This is a genomic window from Gordonia sp. (in: high G+C Gram-positive bacteria), assembly GCF_052106715.1.
Classification (GTDB): domain Bacteria; phylum Actinomycetota; class Actinomycetes; order Mycobacteriales; family Mycobacteriaceae; genus Gordonia.
Window position 1 is genome coordinate 1 of record NZ_JBQEDL010000040.1, and the last position, 23,414, is coordinate 23,414.

At 66.4% G+C, this 23,414-nt stretch carries 24 protein-coding genes; 12 read left to right on the forward strand and 12 right to left on the reverse strand.

The features are described from left to right. Both ACTIMF_RS16345 and ACTIMF_RS16350 read left to right on the forward strand, forming a co-directional pair. The coding region (locus tag ACTIMF_RS16345) for a sigma-70 family RNA polymerase sigma factor (protein ID WP_442351343.1) at positions 1-523 on the forward strand (523 nt) is incomplete at its 5' end. Positions 524-662: 139 nt separating this feature from the next. Beyond that, positions 663-860 carry a DUF7455 domain-containing protein gene (locus tag ACTIMF_RS16350; RefSeq protein WP_237009971.1) on the forward strand — a complete coding sequence of 66 codons (198 nt, stop codon included), beginning with the start codon at positions 663-665 and terminating at the stop codon, positions 858-860. Positions 861-965: 105 nt separating this feature from the next. On the opposite strand, the gene ACTIMF_RS16355 is transcribed toward ACTIMF_RS16350, so the two are convergent. Then, positions 966-2,708 (reverse strand): DEAD/DEAH box helicase, encoded by a 1,743-nt coding sequence (locus ACTIMF_RS16355; RefSeq protein WP_442351344.1) that lies wholly within the window; start codon positions 2,706-2,708, stop codon positions 966-968. Positions 2,709-2,954: 246 nt separating this feature from the next. Between ACTIMF_RS16355 and ACTIMF_RS16360 the strand changes: the two genes are divergently transcribed. After that, positions 2,955-3,956, forward strand: a complete 1,002-nt coding sequence (locus tag ACTIMF_RS16360; RefSeq protein WP_442351369.1) for a YihY/virulence factor BrkB family protein — start codon at positions 2,955-2,957, stop codon at positions 3,954-3,956. Here the strand turns inward: ACTIMF_RS16360 and ACTIMF_RS16365 are convergent, their stop codons facing one another. Next, complete coding sequence (locus ACTIMF_RS16365; protein WP_442351345.1) at positions 3,957-4,187, reverse strand: DUF3039 domain-containing protein; 231 nt, start codon at positions 4,185-4,187, stop codon at positions 3,957-3,959. A 35-nt stretch (positions 4,188-4,222) separates the two neighbouring features. Here ACTIMF_RS16365 and ACTIMF_RS16370 point away from each other — a divergent pair, with 35 nt between their 5' ends. Beyond that, complete coding sequence (locus ACTIMF_RS16370) at positions 4,223-4,675, forward strand: DUF3099 domain-containing protein (RefSeq protein ID WP_442351346.1); 453 nt, start codon at positions 4,223-4,225, stop codon at positions 4,673-4,675. A gap of 22 nt (positions 4,676-4,697) precedes the next feature. Here ACTIMF_RS16370 and ACTIMF_RS16375 read toward each other — a convergent pair whose 3' ends face one another. Further along, on the reverse strand, positions 4,698-4,967 hold the full coding sequence (locus ACTIMF_RS16375; protein WP_442351347.1) for a helix-turn-helix domain-containing protein: 270 nt from the start codon (positions 4,965-4,967) through the stop codon (positions 4,698-4,700). Between the two features lie 84 nt (positions 4,968-5,051). On the opposite strand from ACTIMF_RS16375, the gene map reads away from it, so the two are divergent. Beyond that, positions 5,052-5,867, forward strand: coding sequence for a type I methionyl aminopeptidase (gene map / locus ACTIMF_RS16380; protein WP_442351348.1), 816 nt, complete (start codon positions 5,052-5,054; stop codon positions 5,865-5,867). Here the strand turns inward: map and zapE are convergent. Beyond that, a complete protein-coding gene (gene zapE, locus ACTIMF_RS16385) occupies positions 5,821-6,840 on the reverse strand; it encodes a cell division protein ZapE (protein WP_442351349.1) in 1,020 nt (339 codons plus the stop codon). The two genes, map and zapE, sit on opposite strands and share 47 nt — an antisense overlap. A gap of 42 nt (positions 6,841-6,882) precedes the next feature. On the opposite strand from zapE, the gene ACTIMF_RS16390 reads away from it, so the two are divergent. Together ACTIMF_RS16390 and ACTIMF_RS16395 are read left to right on the forward strand one after the other, a co-directional pair. Beyond that, positions 6,883-7,452: a TetR/AcrR family transcriptional regulator gene (locus ACTIMF_RS16390; RefSeq protein ID WP_442351350.1), complete on the forward strand. Its 570-nt coding sequence runs from the start codon at positions 6,883-6,885 to the stop codon at positions 7,450-7,452. An 85-nt stretch (positions 7,453-7,537) separates the two neighbouring features. Then, positions 7,538-8,536: a sigma-70 family RNA polymerase sigma factor gene (locus tag ACTIMF_RS16395; protein WP_442351351.1), complete on the forward strand. Its 999-nt coding sequence runs from the start codon at positions 7,538-7,540 to the stop codon at positions 8,534-8,536. Between the two features lie 33 nt (positions 8,537-8,569). On the opposite strand, the gene ACTIMF_RS16400 is transcribed toward ACTIMF_RS16395, so the two are convergent. Together ACTIMF_RS16400 and ACTIMF_RS16405 are read right to left on the reverse strand one after the other, a co-directional pair. Next, on the reverse strand, positions 8,570-11,332 hold the full coding sequence (locus ACTIMF_RS16400) for a bifunctional acetate--CoA ligase family protein/GNAT family N-acetyltransferase (protein WP_442351352.1): 2,763 nt from the start codon (positions 11,330-11,332) through the stop codon (positions 8,570-8,572). Beyond that, positions 11,325-12,569, reverse strand: coding sequence for an acetoin utilization protein AcuC (locus tag ACTIMF_RS16405; protein WP_442351353.1), 1,245 nt, complete (start codon positions 12,567-12,569; stop codon positions 11,325-11,327). The genes ACTIMF_RS16400 and ACTIMF_RS16405 overlap by 8 nt, the downstream gene beginning before the upstream one ends. A gap of 118 nt (positions 12,570-12,687) precedes the next feature. Here ACTIMF_RS16405 and ACTIMF_RS16410 point away from each other — a divergent pair, with 118 nt between their 5' ends. Continuing rightward, a complete protein-coding gene (locus tag ACTIMF_RS16410) occupies positions 12,688-13,371 on the forward strand; it encodes a metal-dependent transcriptional regulator (RefSeq protein WP_442351370.1) in 684 nt (227 codons plus the stop codon). A 22-nt stretch (positions 13,372-13,393) separates the two neighbouring features. On the opposite strand, the gene ACTIMF_RS16415 is transcribed toward ACTIMF_RS16410, so the two are convergent. Both ACTIMF_RS16415 and ACTIMF_RS16420 read right to left on the reverse strand, forming a co-directional pair. Next, positions 13,394-14,494 (reverse strand): DUF4192 domain-containing protein, encoded by a 1,101-nt coding sequence (locus tag ACTIMF_RS16415; RefSeq protein WP_442351354.1) that lies wholly within the window; start codon positions 14,492-14,494, stop codon positions 13,394-13,396. A gap of 125 nt (positions 14,495-14,619) precedes the next feature. Then, positions 14,620-15,225, reverse strand: a complete 606-nt coding sequence (locus ACTIMF_RS16420; RefSeq protein ID WP_442351355.1) for a hypothetical protein — start codon at positions 15,223-15,225, stop codon at positions 14,620-14,622. Positions 15,226-15,420: 195 nt separating this feature from the next. On the opposite strand from ACTIMF_RS16420, the gene ACTIMF_RS16425 reads away from it, so the two are divergent. Both ACTIMF_RS16425 and ACTIMF_RS16430 read left to right on the forward strand, forming a co-directional pair. Then, the gene (locus ACTIMF_RS16425; RefSeq protein WP_442351356.1) at positions 15,421-16,383 is read left to right on the forward strand and encodes a proteasome assembly chaperone family protein; all 963 of its coding nucleotides are present in this window, start codon (positions 15,421-15,423) and stop codon (positions 16,381-16,383) included. Positions 16,384-16,481: 98 nt separating this feature from the next. After that, the gene (locus tag ACTIMF_RS16430) at positions 16,482-18,509 is read left to right on the forward strand and encodes a DEAD/DEAH box helicase (protein ID WP_442351357.1); all 2,028 of its coding nucleotides are present in this window, start codon (positions 16,482-16,484) and stop codon (positions 18,507-18,509) included. A 15-nt stretch (positions 18,510-18,524) separates the two neighbouring features. Here the strand turns inward: ACTIMF_RS16430 and ACTIMF_RS16435 are convergent, their stop codons facing one another. Continuing rightward, positions 18,525-19,469: a hydrogen peroxide-inducible genes activator gene (locus ACTIMF_RS16435; RefSeq protein ID WP_442351358.1), complete on the reverse strand. Its 945-nt coding sequence runs from the start codon at positions 19,467-19,469 to the stop codon at positions 18,525-18,527. Positions 19,470-19,669: 200 nt separating this feature from the next. Here ACTIMF_RS16435 and ACTIMF_RS16440 point away from each other — a divergent pair, with 200 nt between their 5' ends. Together ACTIMF_RS16440 and ACTIMF_RS16445 are read left to right on the forward strand one after the other, a co-directional pair. Further along, a complete protein-coding gene (locus ACTIMF_RS16440) occupies positions 19,670-20,251 on the forward strand; it encodes a peroxiredoxin (RefSeq protein ID WP_442351359.1) in 582 nt (193 codons plus the stop codon). Between the two features lie 46 nt (positions 20,252-20,297). Beyond that, complete coding sequence (locus ACTIMF_RS16445) at positions 20,298-20,825, forward strand: carboxymuconolactone decarboxylase family protein (protein ID WP_442351360.1); 528 nt, start codon at positions 20,298-20,300, stop codon at positions 20,823-20,825. A 331-nt stretch (positions 20,826-21,156) separates the two neighbouring features. Here the strand turns inward: ACTIMF_RS16445 and ACTIMF_RS16450 are convergent, their stop codons facing one another. From ACTIMF_RS16450 to ACTIMF_RS16460, 3 genes are all read right to left on the reverse strand, one after another. Next, on the reverse strand, positions 21,157-22,389 hold the full coding sequence (locus tag ACTIMF_RS16450) for an aminotransferase family protein (protein WP_442351361.1): 1,233 nt from the start codon (positions 22,387-22,389) through the stop codon (positions 21,157-21,159). A gap of 92 nt (positions 22,390-22,481) precedes the next feature. Then, on the reverse strand, positions 22,482-22,931 hold the full coding sequence (locus tag ACTIMF_RS16455) for an SRPBCC family protein (RefSeq protein WP_442351362.1): 450 nt from the start codon (positions 22,929-22,931) through the stop codon (positions 22,482-22,484). Between the two features lie 13 nt (positions 22,932-22,944). Next, on the reverse strand, positions 22,945-23,409 hold the full coding sequence (locus tag ACTIMF_RS16460; RefSeq protein WP_442351363.1) for a YdeI/OmpD-associated family protein: 465 nt from the start codon (positions 23,407-23,409) through the stop codon (positions 22,945-22,947). Positions 23,410-23,414: the final 5 nt, after the last annotated feature.

Below are 23,414 nucleotides of genomic sequence, written 5' to 3' on the forward strand. Positions count from 1 at the left end.
CACCCGTGCGATGGCCGACCAGGCCCGCACCATCCGCATCCCGGTGCACATGGTCGAGGTCATCAACAAGCTCGGCCGTATCCAGCGCGAACTCCTCCAGGACCTGGGCCGCGAGCCCACTCCGGAGGAACTCGCCAAGGAGATGGACATCACGCCGGAGAAGGTGCTGGAGATCCAGCAGTACGCCCGCGAACCGATCTCGCTCGACCAGACCATCGGTGATGAGGGTGACAGCCAACTCGGCGATTTCATCGAAGACTCGGAAGCCGTCGTCGCCGTCGACGCCGTCAGTTTCACGCTGCTGCAGGATCAACTCCAGGACGTCCTGGACACCCTGTCCGAGCGCGAAGCCGGTGTGGTCCGGCTCCGGTTCGGTCTCACCGACGGTCAGCCGCGCACTCTCGACGAGATCGGTCAGGTGTACGGGGTGACCCGTGAACGCATCCGACAGATCGAGTCGAAGACCATGAGCAAGCTGCGTCATCCGAGCCGGTCACAGGTGCTCCGCGACTACCTCGACTAGATTCTTCCCCGAGGTCGATCCTGGGTGCGCTACGACACACCCGGGATCATCGGGAACAAATACACCTCCCCATACGTCTGACAAAGTGAAGCCATGACTGATCGACTCGGATCTGTCATATGAAGGGACGGAGGAAGCCATGCCTGACATCGCAACGCCCGACACACTCGTCTCCACTGGCCTGACCGCCGCCGATCGCTGCGACCGTTGCAGCGCTGCGGCCAAGGTGCGTGCCGAGCTCCCGACAGGCGGAGAGCTCCTCTTCTGCCGCCACCACTACAACGACCACGAGGCCCGCCTCGTCGAGGTCGGTGCCGTGGTGTCGATCTCGGAATGACAGGAACACAGCGCCCTTCACTCGACATGTAGTCGTAGACGAGAAGAGGGAGGCGAGCCGATCATCGGCTCGCCTCCCTCTTGCTGTCTACCGAACTCTTTACCGTCACTTCCACGTGCGGAGCGCGTGAATCCGCTCTTTGAGCTGGTCGGCCGTCGCCATCGCCGTCGGCGGACCGCCCAGACGCGACCGCAGTTCGTTGTGGACCATGGAGTGCGGGCGCCCGGTGCGCTGATTGTGCAGGGCGACGAGCGTGTTCAGCTCCTTGCGCAGGGCCAGCAGGTTCTCACCGGTGCCTCGCTCGGCAGCGTTCGGTGCTGCTTTGGCCTGATCGCCCTCCCGTGGACGCGCGGTGCTCCGGTTCGTGACCTGTTGCGCCTGACGCTGCTGGAGCAGTGTCCGCACCTGCTCGGCGTCCAGGAGTCCCGGAAGCCCTAGGTAGTCCGACTCCTCGTCCGAGCCCACGAGCGTCGACGTCCCGAACGACGACCCGTCGTAGATCACCTGGTCGAGTTCGGCGTCGGCGTGCAGCGACTGGAACGCCTTCTCGTCCTCGCCCGGCTCGTCTTCGCGCTTGTTCGCCTCGGTGATCAGCCCGTCGTCGAGCCCGTCGGACTCCCGATGCGGCTTTCCGAGGACATGGTCGCGCTCGGCCTCGAGCTCGCTGGCGAGTTGGAGGAGGACGGGGACGGACGGCAGGAAGACGCTCGCGGTCTCTCCGGGCCGCCGGGACCGGACGAAGCGTCCGATCGCCTGTGCGAAGTACAGCGGGGTCGACGCGTTGGTGGCATAGACCCCGACCGACAGCCTCGGGACGTCGACGCCTTCGGACACCATGCGGACCGCGACCATCCACTCGTCGGTGGAGTTCGAGAACGCTTCGATTCGGGACGACGACTTGGGGTCGTCGGACAGGACGACCGTCGGCTTCTTGCCGGTGATCGACAGCAGGAGGTCTGCGTAGTCGCGGGCGTTCTGCTGGTCGGTCGCGATGACGAGGCCGCCCGCGTCGGGCACCCCGGACTCCCGCAGCCGCGTCAGACGACGGTGTGCGGCGGTGAAGACCGCGTAGATCCAGTCGCCGTGCGGGTCGAGCGCTGTGCGCCACGCTCGTGCCGTCTGCTCGGCCGACAGCGGCTCTCCCAGGCGCGCAGTGAACTCTTCCCCCGCGCTGGTGCGCCAACTCGCCTCGCCGGAGTACGCCAGGAACACCACGGGGCGGACGACGCCGTCGCGCAACGCTTCGGCGTAGCCGTAGGAGCTGTCGGCACGCGAGCGCTGCCCGCCGCCCGGCTCGGGCTCGTAGGTGACGAACGGGATCGGCGAATCATCCGAGCGGAACGGCGTCCCGGTGAGCGACAGGCGGCGGGTCGCGTCGCTGAACGCCTCCCGGATGCCGTCGCCCCACGACTTGGCGTCGCCGCCGTGGTGGATCTCGTCGAGGATCACCAGGGTCCGGTACTGCTCGGTGCGCACCCGGTGCCGGAACGGGTGTGCGGCGACCTGCGCGTAGGTGAGAACGACTCCGTCGAAGTCCGAGCTCGTCGAACCGGTCGAGTTGGAGAAGTTCGGGTCGAGGGCCATGCCGTTGCGCGCTGCCGAAGCGGCCCACTGGTGTTTGAGGTGTTCGGTGGGCGCGACGACGGTGACGCGCTCCACTGTCCGGTCCGCGAGCAGCTCCGCGGCCACCCGCAGACCGAACGTCGTCTTGCCTGCACCCGGCGTCGCGACCGCGAGGTAGTCAGTCGGCCGAGACGTCAGATACCTGGTGAGCGCCCGACGCTGCCACGCGCGTAGCGGCGCCCCCGATGCGATCCGGCGGTCTGCGTCGACATCGGTACTGGTCACCTTGCTCCTGACAGATCGACTCGTGAATTCTTCCCCCTGGCACACGTGTCCGACAGCCTTCGAGAGGCCGCTTCGGAGCACGGATACGGGATCGATTCTAGCCCCTGCCTCCGGCACTTCCGCCACGCCATCGGCGGGTCGGTGATCGACCCGATACCCGTCATCGTCCATGCTTGTCTCATCAGCACTCACGGCACTCAGCACGACGACGACGCCGCAGAGCCTCACTTCGAGGCCTCGGCGTCGGTGTCTCCTACCCGCGACTTCGACGATCCGCCCCGCGGTCCGCGACGACCGATTCTGCGCAGCCTGCCTGCGCTGGCATGGCGGACGACGGTCAAATGCTGGGACGACTCGATCATCGGATGGGCTGCGCAGGCCGCATTCTGGCAGGCGTTGTCGCTACCGCCGCTCATTCTCGGCGTGCTCGGCAGCATCGGTTACATAGCGGGGTGGTTCGGTCCCGACACGATCGACGTCATCTCCCAGCGCATCATGTCCTTCGCCGAGCGGACATTCAGCGACCAGGTGGTCACCGATCTGATCGAGCCGACCGTCGACAACGTTCTCAGCCGTGGCCGGGTGACAGTGATGTCGTTGAGCTTCGTGCTGTCACTGTGGGCAGGCTCGTCAGCGATGTCGTGCTTCGTGTCGTCGATCGTCCATGCGCACCACCAGCATCAGGTGCGAAACCCGGTGTGGCAGCGGATCTTCGCCCTCATCATCTACTTGTTCTTCTTGATCATGGCGATATTCGTGCTGCCGTTGGTCGCCCTTGGTCCGACCTATCTGCAAAATGTGCTGCCGCAGTCGTGGGGCCCGGCAGTGTCCGACCTCGTCGACTGGGGATACTTCCCGTTCGTCGGTCTCCTGTTGATCGGGGCACTGTCGGCGTTGTACCGCTTCGCCCTGCCCTATCCGCCACCGCGTCTGCGCCTGGTGCCCGGGGCGATACTCGCGGGCGTCGGCTTCTGGATCGCAAGCTATATTCTGCGTGCATACCTGACGACTCTCGCGAAAACCGGCTACACCTACGGCGCCCTCGCGACACCGATCGCGTTCCTTCTGTTCACGTACTTCCTGGGCTTCGCGATCGTGTTGGGCGCAGAGTTCAACGCGGCGTGCCAAGAGTTCTGGCCGAGTCGCCAGAACAGCCCCGTGATGCGCCATTGGGTCACAACGCAGACCACGGAGTTGACCGACACGCTGCGGAACCGGGCCATCACCCGGCGCGGCCCCCGCGAATGACTACTTCTTCATCTTCGCGTAGATCTTCTTGCACTTCTCGCACACCGGCGAGCCGGGCTTCGCCTGCTTGGTGACCGGGAAGACCTCGCCGCACAGCGCGACGACGTGGTTGCCCATCACCGCGCTCTCGACGATCTGATTCTTCTTCACATAGTGGAAGACCTTGGGTGTGTCATCGTCCTGTTCGGTCCGCTCGTCGATGTCCGGGCGTTCGATCGTCTGCGTTGCCATGAAGCCATTGTTACTCACTGTGGAACCATGGAGGAATGGCGCACGACGAATCCGACCCGAACACCTACCTGATCACCGGCGCCGAACAGGATCAGGACGAGGCCTTCCGCGCACGAAAGCGGCGGTACCTGGTCATGATGAGTGTTCGTGTTCCCGCGCTGATCATCGCATCCATCGTCTATGCGACGACTCAGAACGGGTGGATCGCGTTGGCGATCATCGTCGTGTCGATCCCGATCCCGTGGATCGCCGTTCTGCGCGCCAACGACGCTGAGCCACGGCGCCGCGGCGAGGTCGCGACCTATCACCACGGGCCGCACCGCGTCGTCGGTCCGCCCGAACTGGGCGACCGGCCCGAACCTCGCGACCGTTTCGACGACGGTGATCATCGGGTGATCGACGCTCCGCCGAACGACGAGTCGACGGCCGACCGACCTGCTGGCGACCCGCGGGCCGATGAGCACGGCGGGACCGTCGACGACGACTGACGCCCGCCGAGACAGCGGAGCCCTATCCGGCCGCCCGGTCGGTCTCGACTCCCCCGCGCCACGTGGCGACCGCCTCGTCAACGGACAGCCCGAGCGCGTCACAGAGACCGACGACGGTGCCGAAACCCGGACTGGGGATGCGGCCTGCCTCGATCTTGCGCAGGGTCTCCGGAGAGATGCCTGCACCGGCGGCTATCTCACTCGCCTCAGTGCAGCCTCGCGCCTGGCGAACGAGGGCTCCGAGTCGGCGGCCAGCCTCAATCTGCGCAGGACTCAACGGTATCCGGACCATGGGTCGACCATATACGATCGCTGGTATTCTAATACCCGGTATTTCAATACCGGACACATCGCACCACGGCGAACGGAGAACACGTTGATGGAGTTGAAGACTCCCGCGGAGATCGAGAAGATGGCCGTCACCGGCCGCTTCGTCGGCGAGGTCCTCAGCGACCTGTCCGAGCGAGCGCAACCCGGGGTCAACGTTCTCGATCTCGAGCAGCGCGCCCGTACGATGATCGCCGATCGCGGCGCGGTGAGCTGCTACTGGGACTACGCGCCATCGTTCGGCGACGGCCCGTTCCGGAACGTGATCTGCCTGTCGGTCAACGACGCCGTGCTGCACGGACTCCCCCACGACCATGTCCTCGCCGACGGCGACGTCCTGACCCTCGACTTCGCGGTGACGATCGACGGCTGGGCCGCCGATTCCGCGGTCACCGTCCGAGTCCGGGACACCGACCACGCCCCGGACACCGACCACCCCGATGCGCGGCTGATCGCCTCCACCGAGCGGGCACTGGACGCCGCGATCGCGGCGATGGTGCCCGGCGGCCGACTCGGCGACGTCTCCGCGGCGATATTCGACGTCGCCCGCACCGGAGGCTATCGCGTCAACACCGAGTACGGCGGCCACGGCATCGGACGGACCATGCACGAGGATCCGCATGTGCCGAACCTTGCTCGCGCGGGACGCGGACCCACCCTGCGGTCGGGTATGACCCTGGCGTTGGAGCCCTGGTGGTCGAGAGGCACCGAGCGACTCGTCCGGGACCCCGACGGATGGACGTTGCGCTCGGCCGATGGGTCGATGACCGCGCATTCCGAGCACACCGTCGCCGTCACCGACGACGGTCCCCGCGTCCTCACGGCACGAGCCGACCCTCGTCCCGCCAGCCGCCCATTCGACTGACGGTCCGCGCAGCATCTGGCAGAACGGCGGTCAACGCGGCCGACATCGCCGACCGCGTGCACATCGCGTAGACGTCCATCCGGACGTCGGCATCGTGCAGCACGTCGAGCAGCATCGCCCAGCGGGCGAGCGATGCCGGACCGAGATCGCAGCGCACGCCGGTCACCGCCATCGCGGCGTACTCCTGTGCGAACCACCGGAAGTCTGCGGCGTTCGCCGGGCCGGAACACATATCGGCGAAGTCGATCTCCACCGTGCCGCCGACCCCCTCCAGCACCGGAAACGGCTGCGATCCCGGGCGCACCACGCGATCGCGCATGATCTCGCCGTTCGAACGCGCGCCCTCGCGCCACACGCCCGAGCCGAAACCGGAGCCACGCGCCCCTGCGACCCGCATGTCCTGGGCGTCGGCGAGGGACACGATGGTGAACATCTCCTCGAGCGCCGCGATCGTCGGTTCGAATCCCGCATGGAACAGCGGGTTCGGCATCAACTCCGCCGGTCGACGGTTCGAGGTCACGACGACCCTCGTCCCGCGTGCGCTCAGCCTCGTCAGAACCCGATCGAGGAAGACGCCGTCGGCCGGATCGTGGACGGTGAACTCGTCGAGGCAGACCACGTCGAACGGCCGACCGGACCGACTGAGCACGGCTCGCAGCCCCGGCTCCCATCCCCCGTGCACGCCGATCGATCCATGCAATTCTGTGAAGAAGTCGTGCAGGTGCCTGCGCAACACTCTCGGTCGTCCGGCCGCACCGCAGGCACGGACCCACCAGTCGACCACTGCCGTCTTCCCGGTCCCGGGCGGTCCGACCACGTACACAGCCGTCGAGCACGGATCTGCAGTCAACGCCGCAGCCACTAACTTCTGGCCGGGAGTCAGCGTCGCACCGTCCGCAGCGGCGAACGCCACGATGTCCTCGACGGTGACGGCCGCCCGCAGGCGCCGTCGCGGCATCCGGATCGACCTCATGACAAAACTCTATGTTTGTAGAGGCATGGTTGGATAGGGGTCGTGGCCGACCTCACCGCACGCCCCGACCGCCGCACCCGGATCGCCGACGCCGCGCTCGACCTCGCTGCCGACGGCGGGAACCGGGCCGTCACCCACAGCGGCGTCGACCGATACCTGGACCTCCCCAAGGGGTCGACCTCGTACTACTTCCGCACGCGGCGTGAACTGCTCGATGCGGCGCTGACTCACCTCACTGCGATGTCGGCTGCGTCGTTCGAGACCGCACACGCTGACGACCACGCGCATGGATCGGCCGCCGACGTCGTCGGCCGATATCTACACACGCTGACGACCACGCGCGCCCGGGACGTCCGAGCGCGGTTCGCCCTCGTATCCGATGCCGCGCACGACGCCGACCTCGCCGCCGCACTTCGCGACAGCCTGTTCTCCCGCCCCCGCGCGATCGCGCTGTTCACCGCGCTCGGCTCGTTCGACGCCGAGTCGGACGCCGCCGATCTCCTCGTGTTCTGCGAGGGCATCGCCGCGACACACCTGTTCAGCGGAGTGTCGCAGACGACATCGGAGTTGGCTGCCGCTGTCCGGCGACGCTTCGAACTCACATCTCAGTAACTTCTCAGCGGCGGCCGGGAACCTTTTCCTCGCCGAGGGCGTTAGACCAGGTGAACGCACTCGAACAGCGCACCCAGGAGGTCGTATGTCTCGCACGACGATTGCACGCCCGTCCGAAGCACCTGCCGCCCGCACTCGCCCGGCCCTCACCGAACAGGATCTCGACGCACAGTCGCCGTCAGCCGACCTCGTCCGCGTCTACTTGAACGGAATCGGCCGCACCGCTCTCTTGAACGCCGAGCAGGAAGTCGATCTCGCGAAGGCGATCGAAGCAGGCCTCTACGCCAAGCATCTGCTGGCTACCACCAAACGTCTGACACCGGCCAAGAAGCGGGATCTGAAGGTCATCGCGCGTGAAGGCGAAGCGGCTCGCGCCCACCTCCTCGAAGCGAACCTGCGACTCGTTGTCTCCCTCGCCAAGCGATACACGGGCCGCGGCATGCCGCTGCTCGACCTCATTCAAGAAGGCAACCTCGGCCTGATCCGCGCGGCCGAGAAGTTCGACTACGCGAAGGGCTTCAAGTTCTCCACCTACGCGACCTGGTGGATCCGCCAGGCGATCAGCCGCGGCATGGCGGACCAGAGCCGTACCATCCGCCTCCCCGTCCACCTCGTCGAGCAGGTCAACAAGCTCGCCCGCATCCGTCGCGAACTGCATCAGCAGCTGGGCCGCGAGGCGACCGACGACGAGCTCGCCGCGGAATCGGGGATCCCGGCAGCCAAGATCGCCGATCTGATGGATCACAGCCGCGACCCGGTGAGCCTGGACATGCCGGTCGGCAACGATGAGGAGGCCCCGCTCGGCGACTTCATCGAAGACTCCGAGGCGACGTCGGCCGAGACTGTCGTCATCGCCAACCTGCTGCACTCGGACATCCGCTCGGTGCTCGGCACTCTCGACGAGCGCGAGCAGGCCGTCATCACGATGCGCTACGGCCTCGACGACGGGCAGCCGCGCACACTCGACCAGATCGGCCGCGCATTCGGCCTATCCCGCGAGCGCGTCCGCCAGATCGAGCGCGACGTGATGGGCAAGCTGCGCCAGGGCGACCGCGCGGAGAAGCTGCGCTCCTACGCGAGCTGACCTACCCGCTGGGCGTGCGCAGCGGCGCTGGGTTCAACTCAACCGTCTGGGCCCGGTGTCTGCGAGAGTAGGCACCGGGCCGACGTGTATCTGCGAACCGAGGAGCGCTACGCCATCGACCGACGCCAAGACCGGATCACAGCGGACCTCCCGAACTTCGGGCACCTCGTCGACGAGTGCGGAGATCCGCAGGATCATGTCGACGAGCCGGTCGGTGTCCACCGGATCGTCCACCGGCCCGCCGGACAAGAGCATCGCAGCCTGCGGTTCGGCGATCAGTTCGCGAGCGTCGGTCTCGGTCAACGGAATCGCCCGGTAACCGCGGTCACCGAGTGCGTCGAACAGCCGACCCGACAGACCGAAGCTGAGCAGCGGACCGAACGACTCGTTGTCGCTCACCGAGATCGAGGTGCCAAGCCCCTTCGGAGCCATCTTCTGCACGTGTAGCACCTCGTCGCCGGTGAGCGCCTTCAACTCGGTGAACGCGGTGAGCACCGCCGTCGCATCCGGGAGGTCCAACCGTGCGCCCTCCCGGTCGAGCCTGCCGACCCAACTCGACGATGTGGCCTTGACTGCGACCGGGAAGCCGAGTGCGCGGGCGGCGGCCGACGCCTCCTGCATCGTTCGTACCTCACGGAACGCGACGACGTCGATGCCATAATGCTTGAGCAGATGAGCCGACTCGACGGCGGTTAGATCGCGCGGACCATCGGCCATCGCCTCGCGGACGAATGATCGGGCGTCTTCGGCGACGGTCCCCTCGATCGCCGGGATCTCGGCTGCCGGGCGAGCCCGCCAAGAGGCGTACTTCCAGGCGTGTGCGATCGCCTTCGCCGCCCGCTCCGGAGTCGAGTATGACGGGATGGAACCGCGCACCGGCATCCCTCCGGGACCGGGGCGCGAGAGCCCGTCCGGCACACCTTCCACCGCAAGGAACGTGGTGACGACTGGCTTGTCCGGCACAGTCCCGCCGTCCACGGGCCGGACGGCTTCCATCAGGCCGTGAGCGTAGTCGTCGGCGTCCACAGCCACCGGAGGAACGAACACGACGAGAACCGCGTCGACGGCATCGTCGGCCATCGCCGTCGCCACCGCCTCGGACAGGTCCGGCTGCGACACGGCTGGACCGAGGTCGACCGTCACGACTACTTCGAGTCCCGCTGACCGCGCCGTGTCCGCGGCCAGCGCGGCGATGACCGACGAGTTGCCTATGATCGCGATCCGAGGGCCCGCAGGCAGTGGCTGATACGCCAATATCGTTCCGCAGTCGAACAATTCGGTGATCGTCTCCACCTGAATGACGCCAGCCTGCCCCAGGACCATCTGCGCGATGGCGTCGTCGCGACCCGCCTCGCGAGTTCGCGACGCGCGGACCGGCGTCATCGCGCCGCGCCCCGACTTTATGGCGACGATCGGCTTGGACGATGAGACCCGTCGAGCGATGCGCCCGAACTTGCGTGGATTTCCGAAACTCTCCAGATACAGCAGTACGACGTCGGTGCTCTCGTCGGTGTCCCAGTACTGGAGCACGTCGTTTCCGGAGACGTCGGCACGGTTACCTGCCGAGACGAACGTCGACAGACCGAGCTGGCGGTGCGCAGCCGTGTCGAGGATCGCGATCCCCAATGCGCCAGACTGGCAGAAGAAGCCGACCCGCCCGGCCCCCGGAACACGAGGCGCGAGAGTCGCGTTCAGCGAGATGTCGCCGCTGTTGTTCGCGACGCCGAGTGCGTTGGGACCGACCAGTCGCATGCCGTGTGCGCGCACTCGCTCGGCGAGGCGACGTTCGCTCTCCCACCCTTCCTCACCGCTCTCACCGAAACCGGCGGACACGACGACCAGCGTGCGGACGCCTTTCGCCAGACAGTCGCTGAGGACGTCGTCCATGCCCGCAGCGGGGACTGCGACGACAGCGAGGTCAACCGGATCGGGGATATCACGCACCGTCGGATAGGCGCGGATGCCGCGCACCGACGGAGGCGCAGGACGAGGATCACGGACCCGCCCGCGCGTCGGCGCTGCGAACGGTGACACCGAGTTCGACTCGACTGCGTCGTCGGCATCGACCGGTGCTGGGCCGTTCACCGGGAACACCGGCCCGGTGAATCCAGCGGCGATGATGTTCGCGAGCAACACGTTGCCGACCTTCTTCGGGTCGGTCGACGCGCCGATCACCGCGATCGACTGAGGCCTCAGGAGATTGGCGATGCTGCGGGCCTCCGACGCGCGCTCACGTGCGTTACGGACCGACGTCAACGCCTCGGACGGGTCTATCAAGAACTCGACGTGGACGGTGCTCCCGTCGAACGCCCGACTCACTTGGTAACCGGCGTCTCGGAACACCGCGACCATGTTCGGGTTCTCCGAGAGCACCTCGGCCTCGAATCGGGTGAAGCCGTTCTCGGCGGCCACGCCCGCGAGGTGTTCGAGGAGGATCGGGCCGAGCCCCCGACCCTGATGGTGATCGGCGACGACGAATGCGACCTCCGCCGACTCGGGCTTGCCGTCGGCTGCGAGCCCTTCGTACAGTCCCATCGCGATGATCTCGTCACCGAGCATGGCCAGCAAGGCGACGCGGTTCCGGTAGTCGACGGTCGTCATCCGCACCACTTCGCGCGGCGGCAGGGTCGGCGTCGGACCGAAGTAGCGCAGATATCGGGTCCGTTCGCTGAGCCCGTCGTGGAACCCCACGAGTGCATCGGCGTCGGACGGCATGATCGGCCGCAGGTGTACGACGCCTCCGTCGGAGGCCAGCACGTCGGCGACCCAGTCGCGCGGGTATTCGGTGTCAGTCACGGGGGTCCTCCGGGTCGAGTCCGTGCAGCGGGAACACGGCGCGGCGGGTGGCGAGGATCGCCTTGTCGGTCTGCCGTTGGGCGGCTTCGCTCACGCCCTCGGGCGGCGGGACTCCGGTATCACCGTCCCACGGAACGTAGTCGACGTCGCCGGCGTCACCCATTGCCACTTCCGGCGGACGCGCGTACTCGGGGTGCAGATCGTCTTGGGCGACGGTCGCCGCCGTGATCCACTCGTCGCCGATCCTCGTCGCCGGGTCGACGTCGCGGTCGAGGGCCGACGCGATCAGATGCGTCCAGGCGCGCGGCACCACGTTGACGATGCCGTAGCCGCCGCCACCGACCGCCAGCCAACGACCTTCGCAGTGCTTCTCAGCGAGGTCGCGCAGCGCGCGCACCGCCGCCGCCTGGCCGTCGACGGTCAGGGCGAGATCGGTGAGCGGGTCCGCGACGTGCGAGTCGACCCCGATCTGGGTGACGAGGATCTGTGGCTTGAACGCGTCGATCAGAGACGGGACCACGGCGTGGAAGCCCCGCAGCCACATCCGGTCGGTGATCCCCGGCAGCAGCCCAACGTTGACTGATGCTCCCTCGGCGCCGGACGCACCGACCTCCGTCGACCACCCCGTCCCCGGCCAGAGCGTCGCCGGGTGCTGGTGAAGCGAGATAGTCATGACTCGGGGGTCGCTGTAGAACTGGTGCTGGACTCCGTCACCGTGATGCGCGTCGACGTCCACGTACGCGATGCGGTCGTATCCCTGTTCCAGCAGCCATTCGATGGCGATCGAGCAGTCGTTGTAGATGCAGAACCCGGCCGCGTGGCCGGGCATCGCGTGGTGCATGCCGCCGCCGATGTTCACGGCGCGGCGCACCGCCCCGCACGTGATGGCCTGTGCGGCGGCGAGAGTTCCGCCCACGAGCATCGAACCGGCCTCGTGCATGGAGGCGAAGATCGGATTGTCATCGCTGCCGAGACCGAAGACCCGTTCGAACAGCGCGTTGTTCGACGCGACTGAGCCTGAGCCGACTGCCCGGACCGCGTCGACGTACGCCTGGGTGTGCACCGTCGTCAGGACCGCGTCGTCGACCGGCAACGGCTCGCTCGTCTCGACCTCGTCCAGCACGCCGAGGCTCCGAGCCAGAGACATGGTCAGCGCCAACCGGATCGGACTCATCGGGTGGGTGTACGCCCACTTGTAGTCGAGGAAATGGTCGCTCCAGATGATCGCCGCACTCACCCCAGCAACGCTAGCCGTCCACGGACCGGTCCGTGGACGCAACGCCCGGTTAGGCAGGAGTCGTCACGCGACAAGGACTTTGGGTAGCCTGTGAGTCAGCGAAAGGACGATGGCTGCCGTGAATGATCTGGTCGACACCACCGAGATGTATCTACGCACGATCTACGATCTCGAAGAAGAGGGCATCGTGCCGCTGCGCGCACGAATCGCCGAACGTTTGGAGCAGAGCGGCCCGACCGTCTCTCAGACCGTCGCACGCATGGAGCGTGACGGACTGGTGCGCGTCGCGGGCGACCGCCATCTCGAACTGACGGCGACCGGCCGCAGTCTGGCTGTGTCGGTGATGCGTAAGCATCGACTCGCCGAGCGACTGCTGGTCGATGTCATCGGAATGCCCTGGGAGGACGTCCACGACGAGGCCTGCCGGTGGGAGCATGTGATGAGCGAGAACGTCGAGCGACGTCTCCTCACCGTGCTCGACAATCCGACGACGTCGCCTTATGGCAACCCGATCCCGGGCCTGGCCGAGCTCGGCGTCACATCGTCGACGGACGACGACTCCGCGCTCGTGCGCCTGGTGGACCTGCCAGAAGGCGAGTCCGCAGTGATCGTCCGCCGGATGTCCGAGCACGCACAGGCCGACGCAGAGCTGATCGCCGACCTCCGGGAGGCCGGCGTGGTTCCTAACGCTCGCATCACTGCGACAGTCGGTCCTCGCGCTGTGATCATCAGTACGCCTGGACACGAGGGACTGACTCTGTCGTCGGAGATGGCACACGCGATCTTCGTCGTTCCCGCCTGATCCTGGGCTGAACCGAGCGCGCTCACCCCGCTGCGCGGTATGTCGCAGGCGGGAACGTCACGCCGAGCCGCTGCGCGAGGTCGAACGACAGGTCCGCGAGGCCGACCAACTCCTGCGGACGCATCCCGTTCATGAGCGCGGTGTCCAAGAGGTTGGCCAGCCCGTACGACGGGTCGGCCTCGTGCGCGACGTCAAAGGCCGTCGCGGCGAACGCACCCGAGCCCGCCATGTAATGCAGGTGGCCGAGCAGTGTCGCGGCGGCCGCTCGCGGGGTTCCCGACAGCCGGCGCGTCAAGTCCAGCCATAGGCTCTGCGCCGCTTCCCGGTGAATGGTCATGCTCAAGCCGATCGCGGCGTCGCGGACATGGACCGAGACGAGGGCTTCGGCCAACTCGTTGACCTGTTCGCATGACAATGCCGTGGTGCCGCACGCCCGGTCGAGGACGGCTTCGTACACACGCGCGAGTCTTGGCCCGTCGGCCTCGCACATCGGTGCGCTCACCGTAGCGGGCGTCACCGCGGTGCAGATCGAGTCGGCGCAGTGCTCGACCGGTGTCAGCATTGCGGCGATCTCCGACCGCGAATGCAAGACCACGCGACCCGTCTCGAACGCCCGCTGCAACGCGATCGGCGAGGCCTGCGGGTCGCTGAGCGTCCCGTCGGGCGCGAACTCACGTCCGAACACCGCGGCGGCACGCCATGTCTGCCATGCGGTCCGCCAGTACGCACCGGCGCGCATCTCTCCGATGGCGAAGGCGGCGGAGAGCCCTCCGGCGTCAGCGAACATGCGGTCCATGTCTCGGGACACCCGCGCGTAGCGTTCGTCGGCCGGCTCGTACCGGTCGTCGATCAGGACGGCGATGATTCCGCATGCACCGTAGGACGCCGCCAGGTCACCGAGGTGGTCGAACAGTGCTCGCAGCGATGCCGATGTCCGCCCACGAGGAGTGAACTGCAGGTCGTGTCGCATCGTCGCGATCACGTGTAAGTCGTCGTCGAAACACATGAGGACGATCGATCGCTCCGGGACGAAACCCAACAACGCGGGGACCGCGGCGATCAACGGGTCGGGGTCGGCGACTGTTGCCGATCCGTGGTGGCGAGCGGTGATTGTGATCTTCATGAGGCGACGATCCAGGGCACCGGATCGCAGCGACATCCCTACTCGCCGGTTGTGGACAGTGCCGATCGTTATCCACAGATTCACCGGGCGATTCGCACCGATCAGTCGTACCGCAGAACAGCCGGTCAGCCGTCGAATGCCTTCGCATACGCCGTCTCGAAGAGGTTCCGCATCGCTGACCGCTCGTCGGCGCCAAGTTCGTCCCCGGAGAAGCGGTTCTGCACGTATAGGCGGACGCCGTCGCGCTGCGCGACGAGTTCGTACACACGGGAGTACGGCCTGCCGTCGGTGCTGAGCGTTCGGCCGCTCTCCACGGTGTCCTCTGCCACCGACCCGACATTGGTCAGCACCCGCGTGCCCACGGTTCCGCCGAGTTCGAAGTCCGGGCATTCCCGCAGACCCGTCACGTAATCGTCGAACGTGTTCGGCGCACGAGCGAGCATCACCGTGACCGTGCCGCCGGCCGGGCCGCCCGGGCCCACCCGGACCTGCGCACCGGAGACGTCCACCGGCGCCGGCGTGCACTCGGCGGGCTGGTTCTGCGACCGCAATGGCGTGAACGTGATGTCGGCGACGGCGTTGTGGATCTGCGCGTCCGGCACTGCCACCCCCGGGCCGTACGGGAATGCTGACGCGTCGACGGTCCGCGGCGCCAGGTCTGGAACACGGACCGGGTCGCCGTCGACCGAACACGCCAGTACCGACAGTGCGACCGCAGTCAAAGCGATCACACCTTTCACTCCTGCCACAGCACGCACATGTCCACTGTGCCACGTAGCGATTGTCTCTGTGGGAATGTCCGATGCGGGTGTCGTGTTGTAGCCAGAGACACCGGTGCGGGAGAATGGAGTCCTACCCCAAATGGGCAGGGCGTCCCGCGCCGTTCGCACACAGCCCAGACCGACCCTCATAGAAAGGGGCCACCGATGGACGAGTCGTCGATGGAGCCGAGTTCCCTGTACGACCTCGAGTTCCCCGCTCCCGCTGTCACCGGCGCCGAAGGCGACGGTCCCGTGTTGATCCACGCGCTCGAAGGCTATGCAGACGCCGGACACGCTGTCGCCCTGGCGGCCGCACACCTACGCGAAGCACTCGACTCCGAGCTCGTGGCGACCTTCGACACCGACGAGCTGATCGACTACCGCTCGCGGCGACCGGTGATGTCGTTCACCGGAACTGAGTTCGACGGCATCGACATGCCGCGCCTGACTATGCACGCGGTCCGTGACAATGCGGGGGCACCGTTCTTGCTGTTGGAGGGCCTGGAACCCGATATGCGGTGGGAGCAGTTCGTGACTGCGGTGCGCGGGCTCGCGCAGCGCTTCGGCGTCTCGCAGGTCGTCGGTCTCAACTCGATTCCGATGGCCGTGCCGCACACGCGACCGGCATCGGTCACCGCGCACGGCAACGACGAGGCCGCGATCGCGGATATGCACTCCTGGGGCAACGCCCTCAAGCTGCCGGGCAGTGCCTCGATGCTCCTCGAGCTGCGTCTCGGACAGGCCGGCTACCGCACCGCCGGGCTGTCGGCGCATGTGCCGCACTACCTGTCGCAGACCAACTATCCGGCGGCGGCAGCGGCGCTCATCGAGGGCGTTGTCGGCGTCACCGGCTTAGACCTGCCGCTGACCGCACTCGAGAACGCGGCGTCGGAGGTCCGTAAGCAGATCGACGGCGAGGTCGAGTCCAACGCCGAGGTCTCGGCGGTGGTCAGCGCGTTGGAGAATCAGTACGACGCGTACATGCGCTCCAAGGAAGAGCAGAAGTCCCTGCTGGCGCCCGACGAGTCGATGCCGACCGGCGATGAGATCGGAGCCGAATTCGAGAGGTTCCTCGCCGAACACGCGGGTGAGTTCGGCGACTCTGACGAAGGACGTGATCAGGCCTGAGCGACACGGACGCACCGCCCGCGCCCATCGAGCCGACCGACGACGAAGATCTCGCCTTCGAGCGATTCGTCGACTGGTGGGCTGCACGAGGGATCGACATGTATCCCCACCAGGAGGAGTCACTCCTGGAACTGGCCTCCGGCAGCAACGTCATCCTGGCCACGCCGACCGGGTCCGGCAAGTCGCTGGTTGCGTCCGGCGCGATCTACTTCGCGTGGTGCCGCGGCCGGCGCTCGTATTATACGGCGCCGATCAAAGCATTGGTCAGCGAGAAGTTCTTCGATCTGTGCAATCAGTTCGGCGCCGACAACGTCGGACTGCTGACCGGTGACGCGTCGGTCAACGCGGGCGCGCCGATCGTCTGCGCGACTGCCGAGATCGTCGCCAACATCGCGCTCCGCGAGGGGCCCGACAACGACGTCGGCGTTCTCGTCTCCGACGAGTTCCACTACTACGGTGAATCCGATCGCGGGTGGGCGTGGCAGGTCCCGTTGATCGAACTGCCACCCACCTCGGCGTCCGGCGACGGGACTCAGTTCCTGTTGATGTCGGCGACGCTCGGCGACACATCGTTCTTCGCCGACGACCTCACGAAGCGGACCGGCCGTCAGACGGTCCCGGTGACCGGCGTGCAGCGGCCCGTCCCACTCGAGCACCGGTATGCGATGACCCCGATCCACGAGACCATCGAGGAATTGGTCGCGGGCGGGAAGTCTCCGGTCTACGTCGTCCACTTCACACAGCAGCAGGCCGTCGAGCGCGGTCAGGCACTGCTGTCGGCAAAACTCTGCAGCAAGGAGGAGAAGGCCGCGATCGCCGACGCGATCGGTGACTTCTCGTTCAGCACCGGATTCGGTGGCACGCTGAGCAAACTGCTGCGTTCCGGAATCGGCGTCCACCACGCAGGTATGCTTCCCCGCTACCGCCGTCTCGTCGAGCGGCTCGCTCAGGCGGGGTTACTCAAAGTCGTGGCCGGAACCGACACCCTCGGCGTCGGCATCAACGTGCCGATCCGGACGGTCCTGTTCGCCGGCCTCACCAAATACGACGGGCACCGCACTCGTCGACTCCGGGCTCGCGAGTTCCACCAGATCGCGGGCCGGGCGGGCCGCGCCGGGTACGACACCGTCGGGTATGTCGTCGCGCAGGCGCCCGAACACGACGTCGAGAACGCTCGACTCCTCACGAAGGCCGGTGACGACCCTAAGAAGTTGAAGAAGCTGGTACGCCGCAAACCGCCCGAGGGTTTCGTCAGCTGGGGCGAGCAGACGTTCACCACGTTGATCGACGCACCCGACGAACAGATGCGCTCACACTTCCGGATGACCACCGCGATGCTCATGGAGGTGCTCGAACGTCCTGGCGACTGTTTCGCCGCTCTGCGGCATCTGCTCGAAGAGAACCACGAGCCGCGAACACGGCAACTGCGGCACATCAAGCACACGATCGCTCTCTACCGTGACCTGTGCGAGACAGGGATCGTCACCCGACTCGACTCCCCCGCGCCGGACGGCAAGCACGTCGAACTGTCGGTGGACCTGCCGGAGAATTTTGCGCTGACCAACCCATTGTCGGCGTTCGCCGTCGCCGCGTTCGAACTCCTGGACAAGGAGGCGGACACCTACGTGCTCGACGTCGTCTCGATCGTCGAATCGATCTTGGAGGATCCCCGACCGGTGCTGTTCGCCCAGCGCCGAGCGGCGCGCGACGAGGCGGTCGCCGAGATGAAGGCCGACGGGATCGAGTACGAGGAGCGCATGGAGCGACTGGAGGAGATCTCCTGGCCCCAGCCGCTTGCCGACGAGATCGGGTTCGCCTACGAGACGTATCGGCGCGGCCACCCGTGGCTTGCCGGTTCGACGCCCTCACCGAAGTCGGTTCTCAGACATATGCGCGAGCGGTCGATGACGTTCGCCGAGTTGATCTCTCAGTTCGGTTTGGCTCGCAGCGAGGGTGTGGTGCTGCGGTATCTCACCGACTGCTATCGGGCGCTGTCGAACGGTCTGCCGATGACTGCGGTGACCGACGAGATCGAGGATCTCACCGATGAACTCGGCGATCTGATCCGCGGCGTCGACTCGAGCCTCCTCGACGAATGGGCGGAGCTCACCGGCGCCCAGTCGTGACGCCGCGATCACGAGTCAGACGCCCACGATCGGTACCGTGACATCCCCGCTCTGCGCGACGACGGCCGTGATATCCGCGGCCAGCGCGCGATACGCATCGGCACGTCCGGACGACTCGCGGTAGACCAGACCGATCCGTCGACCGGGTCGCGGTCGGGCGAACTCGGCGACAGCGAGGCTGCCCGCGGCGGTCTCCACTCCTACGGACGTCGCCGGAATCAGTGTCACACCGAGGCCGCCCTCGACGCATTGGACGGCCGTCGTCAGCGACGCCGCCCGCGTCTGCTGCAGGTCGGGATCGACACCTGCGCGCTGACACACGTCGAGCGCCTGATCGCGCATGCAGTGACCCTCGTCCAGGAGAAGCAGCGGCAAGTCGGCCAGCAGGGCAGGCGACAGTCGCTTACGACCCGCCAGCGGATGTCCGCTGGGCAACGCAAGGACGAAGTCCTCGTCGTACATGGTGATCTCGCCGATCCCCGGTGTACCCGCGGGCAGCGCCAAGACCGCTGCGTCAAGAGATCCGGCTCGTAGTTGCCCGAGGAGCCGGTCGGTCTGATCCTCGATGACGAGCAGGTCCAATTCCGGTCTGCGCAACGACAGTCCGCGCAGCACACGAGGCAGGATGTACGGCGCGATCGTCGGAATGATCCCGAGCCTCATTCGCCCCGACAGCGGGTCCAGGTCGCCCGCCGCGTCGAGCAGGAAGTCGTCCACGGCGTCGCACGCAGCGATTGCTGCCGGCAGCAGTCGCGCCCCTTCCGGAGTCAACATGACACGCCGCGTAGTGCGTTCGACCAGTTGCAGCCCAAGGCCCGTCTCGAGCCCGGCCAGTGCCTGCGACAACGACGGCTGGCTGACTCCGAGTTCCGTTGCCGCCGAACCGAAGTGCAGCTTCTTTGCGACGGCGACGAACGCCCGGAGACCGCCTATCGACGGTTGATAGCTTTGATCACCCATGCCTATCAATATAGTGCCTGCAATCACGTTTACTTTTTAAGGACCCTTAGGCAGACTGGATATCAGACGGAGACCGGCCACCGCCGACTCCGCGGAGAACGAGTTCCGCGCGGATCTGTCGCCACAGACTCTTCCTCGCCCGACCGTCCTCACCGACCACTTGACGACCCCGATCTCACAACACACCAAGGAGTACGTTCATGGCACTGCTGACCATCGGCGACCAGTTCCCGGCCTACAACCTGACCTCTGTCATCGGCGGCGACCTCTCGAAGGTGGACGCCCAGCAGCCGGAGGACTACTTCACGACCGTCACGTCCGACGACTACGCGGGCAAGTGGCGCGTGGTGTTCTTCTGGCCCAAGGACTTCACCTTCGTGTGCCCGACTGAGATCTCCGCATTCGGCAAGCTGAACGACGAGTTCGCCGATCGCGACACCCAGATCCTCGGCGCATCGGTCGACAACGAGTTCGTCCACTTCCAGTGGCGTGCACAGCACGAGGACCTCAAGACCCTCCCCTTCCCGATGATGTCGGACCTCAAGCGCGAGCTCGTCGAGGCCGCAGGCGTGCTCAACGCCGACGGCGTCGCCGATCGTGCGACCTTCATCGTCGACCCCAACAACGAGATCCAGTTCGTCTCGGTGACCGCGGGCTCGGTCGGCCGCAACGTCGACGAGGTGCTGCGAGTCCTCGACGCGCTGCAGTCCGATGAACTGTGCGCATGCAACTGGCGCAAGGGTGACCCGACCATCAACGCCGCAGAGCTGATGTCGGCCTGATCCAGGCGTCGTCCTCGACCCCTCGACCGTAGAAGGAACAACTGACGTGAGCATCGACAACCTGAAGGCCGCTCTTCCCGAGTACGCCAAGGACCTCAAGCTGAACCTCGGCTCGATCAGTCGCACCACCGTGCTGAACGAGCAGCAGTTGTGGGGTTCGCTGCTGGCCACCGCCGCAGCGACCCGCAGTGCGACGGTCCTCAAGGAGATAGCCGACGAGGCGGCCGACACACTGTCGGCCGAGGCGTACAACGCCGCCCTCGGCGCCGCATCGATCATGGGCATGAACAACGTCTTCTACCGCGGTCGCGGATTCCTCGATGGCAAGTACGACGATCTGCGTCCGGGCCTGCGGATGAACATCATCGGCAACCCGGGCGTCGAGAAGGCCGACTTCGAGTTGTGGTCGTTGGCCGTCTCGGCGATCAACGGCTGCCACCACTGCGTCGGAGCGCACGAAAACGTCGTGCGTGAGGCCGGACTCGACCGTGAGGTCGTCTTCGAGGCGCTCAAGGTGGCGTCGATCGTCGCAGGTGTCGGCCAGGCGATCACCGCCGCGGAGGCCCTCGCCTGAGGCCTGAGGCGTAGCCCTTGGCTGCCTGCCGCTCTTTTGACTCTCTGCAGCCCTGCAGTAGGCACAGACAGCGCTCGTGCCCCGTCGGTATTCCGGCGGGGCACGAGTGCTTTCTCGGGTCGGGGGCGGCGAGACCGAACGAGCCCCGCACGGCGCGGCACTTGCGCGCGGTACGGGGCTCGTCGTCTTCAGGTGGGCAGCCGCCTCAGGCGACGGCCACCTCCTCGGTCCTGAAAGAAATCATGTGTCGGACCACCTCCTTTCCCTTGACGTGAACGACGCTACGCCGGGGCGAAGGCGGCCCGCAATGCATTTTTCGTGCATCGGATCTCTACAACTCGTTCAGTGCCTTGGTGAAGCGATCTGCCATCTCCCCGACCTCATCGGTGGACATGACGAACGCGGGCGAGATCTGCAGCGCCCCCTGCCCCGCGGCTCGACCACTGACCCCGTGCTCACGCAGTTTGGCGATAGCAGTCATCGCCTTGCTCGGATCCGCCAGTTGAACTGCAGACACCGCACCGAGACCGGTACGCACCTCGGCAACCGACGCCAGATCGGCGAGCGGTGAGAAGGCCTGCGCGAGATCGGATTCGAGGCGGCTCGCTTCGGCGAGAAGGTTCTCTCGCTCGATGATGTCGAGGTTTGCCAGCGCCGCCGCGGCCGACACGTTGTGGCCACCGTACGTGTAACCGTGCCGGAACCAGGTTCCGCCCGCGAAGAACGGTTCCGCCACCCGCGGAGCGACGATCAACGCACCCATCGGCACGTAGCCGCTCGTCAAGCCCTTCGCAGTGGTCACCATGTCTGGCCGCAGATCAAAGCGCGCCGAGGCGAACCACTCGCCCCCACCGATACGACCGAAGCCGGTGACGACCTCGTCGGCAACGAACAGCACGTCGTGGTCGCGACAGATCTCGCGGACCTCACCCAAGTAGCCCTCCGGCGGAAGATAGACACCGCCCGCACCGATGATCGGCTCGACGAAGAACGCCGCGATGTTGTCGGCGCCGACGCGCTCGATGAGGCCGAGGAGGCTCTTAGCGTCGTCCCAGTCGACGGTCTCGGTGTCGGGCAGGATCTGGCCGTACCCATCGGCGTTGGCCTCGATGCCGGCGAGCGACGTACCCGCGGCGTGCATGCCGTGGTACGCCTTGGTGCGGCCGACAACGATTTTCTTGCTCGGTTTACCCTGTTCGACCCAGTAACGGCGGGCCAACTTGAAAGCGCTGTCGATTGAGTCGCTGCCACCGAGGGTGAACAGGACCTTCGATCCCGCGATCGGAGCCAACGAAGCCACTCGCTCAGCGAGTTCGAGCGTCACATCGGACGCGAAGTCGCCGAAGTTCGAGTAGTGGGCGATCCTCGACACCTGCTTGGCGACTGCCTCGGCCATCTCTGCACGACCGTGTCCGATGTTCGTGAACCACAGTCCAGCGGTGGCGTCGATGTACTCGCCGCCCTTGTCGTCGAAGATTCGGGTGCCTTCACCCCGCGTGACGATGAACGGTCCGCTCGCCGTCACCGCACCCATGTCTGCAAATCCGTGCCAAAGAGAACCCATGCTCCAAATATCGCACGAAGCGACGGTCGGTTGCTCGGCGGACTCTCCGAACGCGTGGGAAACGGAAATTCTGGGAAATGTGAGGTGGTCGATCAGGCCTGGCGTTCGGCGATCCTCGCGAGCCCATCGATGGACGCGAGCAACGTGTCCGCCGTCGTCGCACGCGCCCGGACCTGTCGCTTCTCGTCGCTCAGGTCGGTCCAGTCATAGGTGTGCACGACGGTCACGGCGCCGTCGGCCGGTTCGATCTCCCAGCGCCATAGATGGCCGGGCGGCTCAGCGTTCAACTCGGACGGACACCACGCGATCAGCTGACCTTCGGCGAATTCGACGACGTGATTGCGGCGGACGGCTCCATTCGTGAGCACTGTGTCGAATGTGTCGCCGACTCCGCGAATGCGTTGTCCGGGAGCAGACTCGGCGAGATTGTCGTTGCCGTCCCATTCGGGTTGGCGGGTGGGATCGGCGATCAGCTCGAACACCGTCTTGGGCGTGGCCCGGACAGTTCGACGTGCCGATACAACGCGCTGCTCTGTGCTCATGCAGATAAGCGAATCACTCATCGCGCAGTGCGGCAATGACGGCGTCGACGCGCCGAGCCGTTGTCTCGGGTCGCTTGGCGTCGCCGACAGTGCGAGCCGTCTCCTTCCGACGCGTGTACGACCAGGCGTCGAATGCGTCCCGCAGGCCCGCGTCGTCGAGCGCCGACGCGAGGGCGTCTGGCATGACGACCTCCCGCTCGCCACGGTCGAGGACGATTCTCGCGTCGATTTCGTCGCCGATCTCGACCGCCAGTTCCGCGCGTGCGGCCTTCGACAGCCCGATCAGATTCGCACCGCCCATTCGGGCCAGACGCAGCCGCGCGCTGCGCTCACCGACTGTCACGAGGACCGCGGCCCGCTTGCCGCCGCCGAGTTCAGCGACCTGCGCATCGGACAACTCTATCGCGGTCGCCGGACCGACGGGCTCGAGCCGAGATCGCACGCGGAGCACCGGACCGTCTGGATTCGCATCGCTCATACGAG

Bases quoted from the DNA above. Each gene is read 5' to 3' on its own strand.
- ACTIMF_RS16460 (WP_442351363.1), bottom strand. From the start codon at position 23,409: ATGAGCGATGCGAATCCAGACGGTCCGGTGCTCCGCGTGCGATCTCGG.
- ACTIMF_RS16415 (WP_442351354.1), bottom strand. From the start codon at position 14,494: ATGAAGATCACAATCACCGCTCGCCACCACGGATCGGCAACAGTCGCC.
- ACTIMF_RS16435 (WP_442351358.1), bottom strand. From the start codon at position 19,469: ATGGGTGATCAAAGCTATCAACCGTCGATAGGCGGTCTCCGGGCGTTC.
- ACTIMF_RS16395 (WP_442351351.1), top strand. From the start codon at position 7,538: ATGTCTCGCACGACGATTGCACGCCCGTCCGAAGCACCTGCCGCCCGC.
- ACTIMF_RS16370 (WP_442351346.1), top strand. From the start codon at position 4,223: ATGGCGCACGACGAATCCGACCCGAACACCTACCTGATCACCGGCGCC.
- ACTIMF_RS16440 (WP_442351359.1), top strand. From the start codon at position 19,670: ATGGCACTGCTGACCATCGGCGACCAGTTCCCGGCCTACAACCTGACC.
- ACTIMF_RS16375 (WP_442351347.1), bottom strand. From the start codon at position 4,967: ATGGTCCGGATACCGTTGAGTCCTGCGCAGATTGAGGCTGGCCGCCGA.
- ACTIMF_RS16455 (WP_442351362.1), bottom strand. From the start codon at position 22,931: ATGAGCACAGAGCAGCGCGTTGTATCGGCACGTCGAACTGTCCGGGCC.
- ACTIMF_RS16430 (WP_442351357.1), top strand. From the start codon at position 16,482: ATGTATCCCCACCAGGAGGAGTCACTCCTGGAACTGGCCTCCGGCAGC.
- ACTIMF_RS16350 (WP_237009971.1), top strand. From the start codon at position 663: ATGCCTGACATCGCAACGCCCGACACACTCGTCTCCACTGGCCTGACC.
- zapE (WP_442351349.1), bottom strand. From the start codon at position 6,840: ATGAGGTCGATCCGGATGCCGCGACGGCGCCTGCGGGCGGCCGTCACC.
- ACTIMF_RS16450 (WP_442351361.1), bottom strand. From the start codon at position 22,389: ATGGGTTCTCTTTGGCACGGATTTGCAGACATGGGTGCGGTGACGGCG.
- ACTIMF_RS16365 (WP_442351345.1), bottom strand. From the start codon at position 4,187: ATGGCAACGCAGACGATCGAACGCCCGGACATCGACGAGCGGACCGAA.
- ACTIMF_RS16425 (WP_442351356.1), top strand. From the start codon at position 15,421: ATGGACGAGTCGTCGATGGAGCCGAGTTCCCTGTACGACCTCGAGTTC.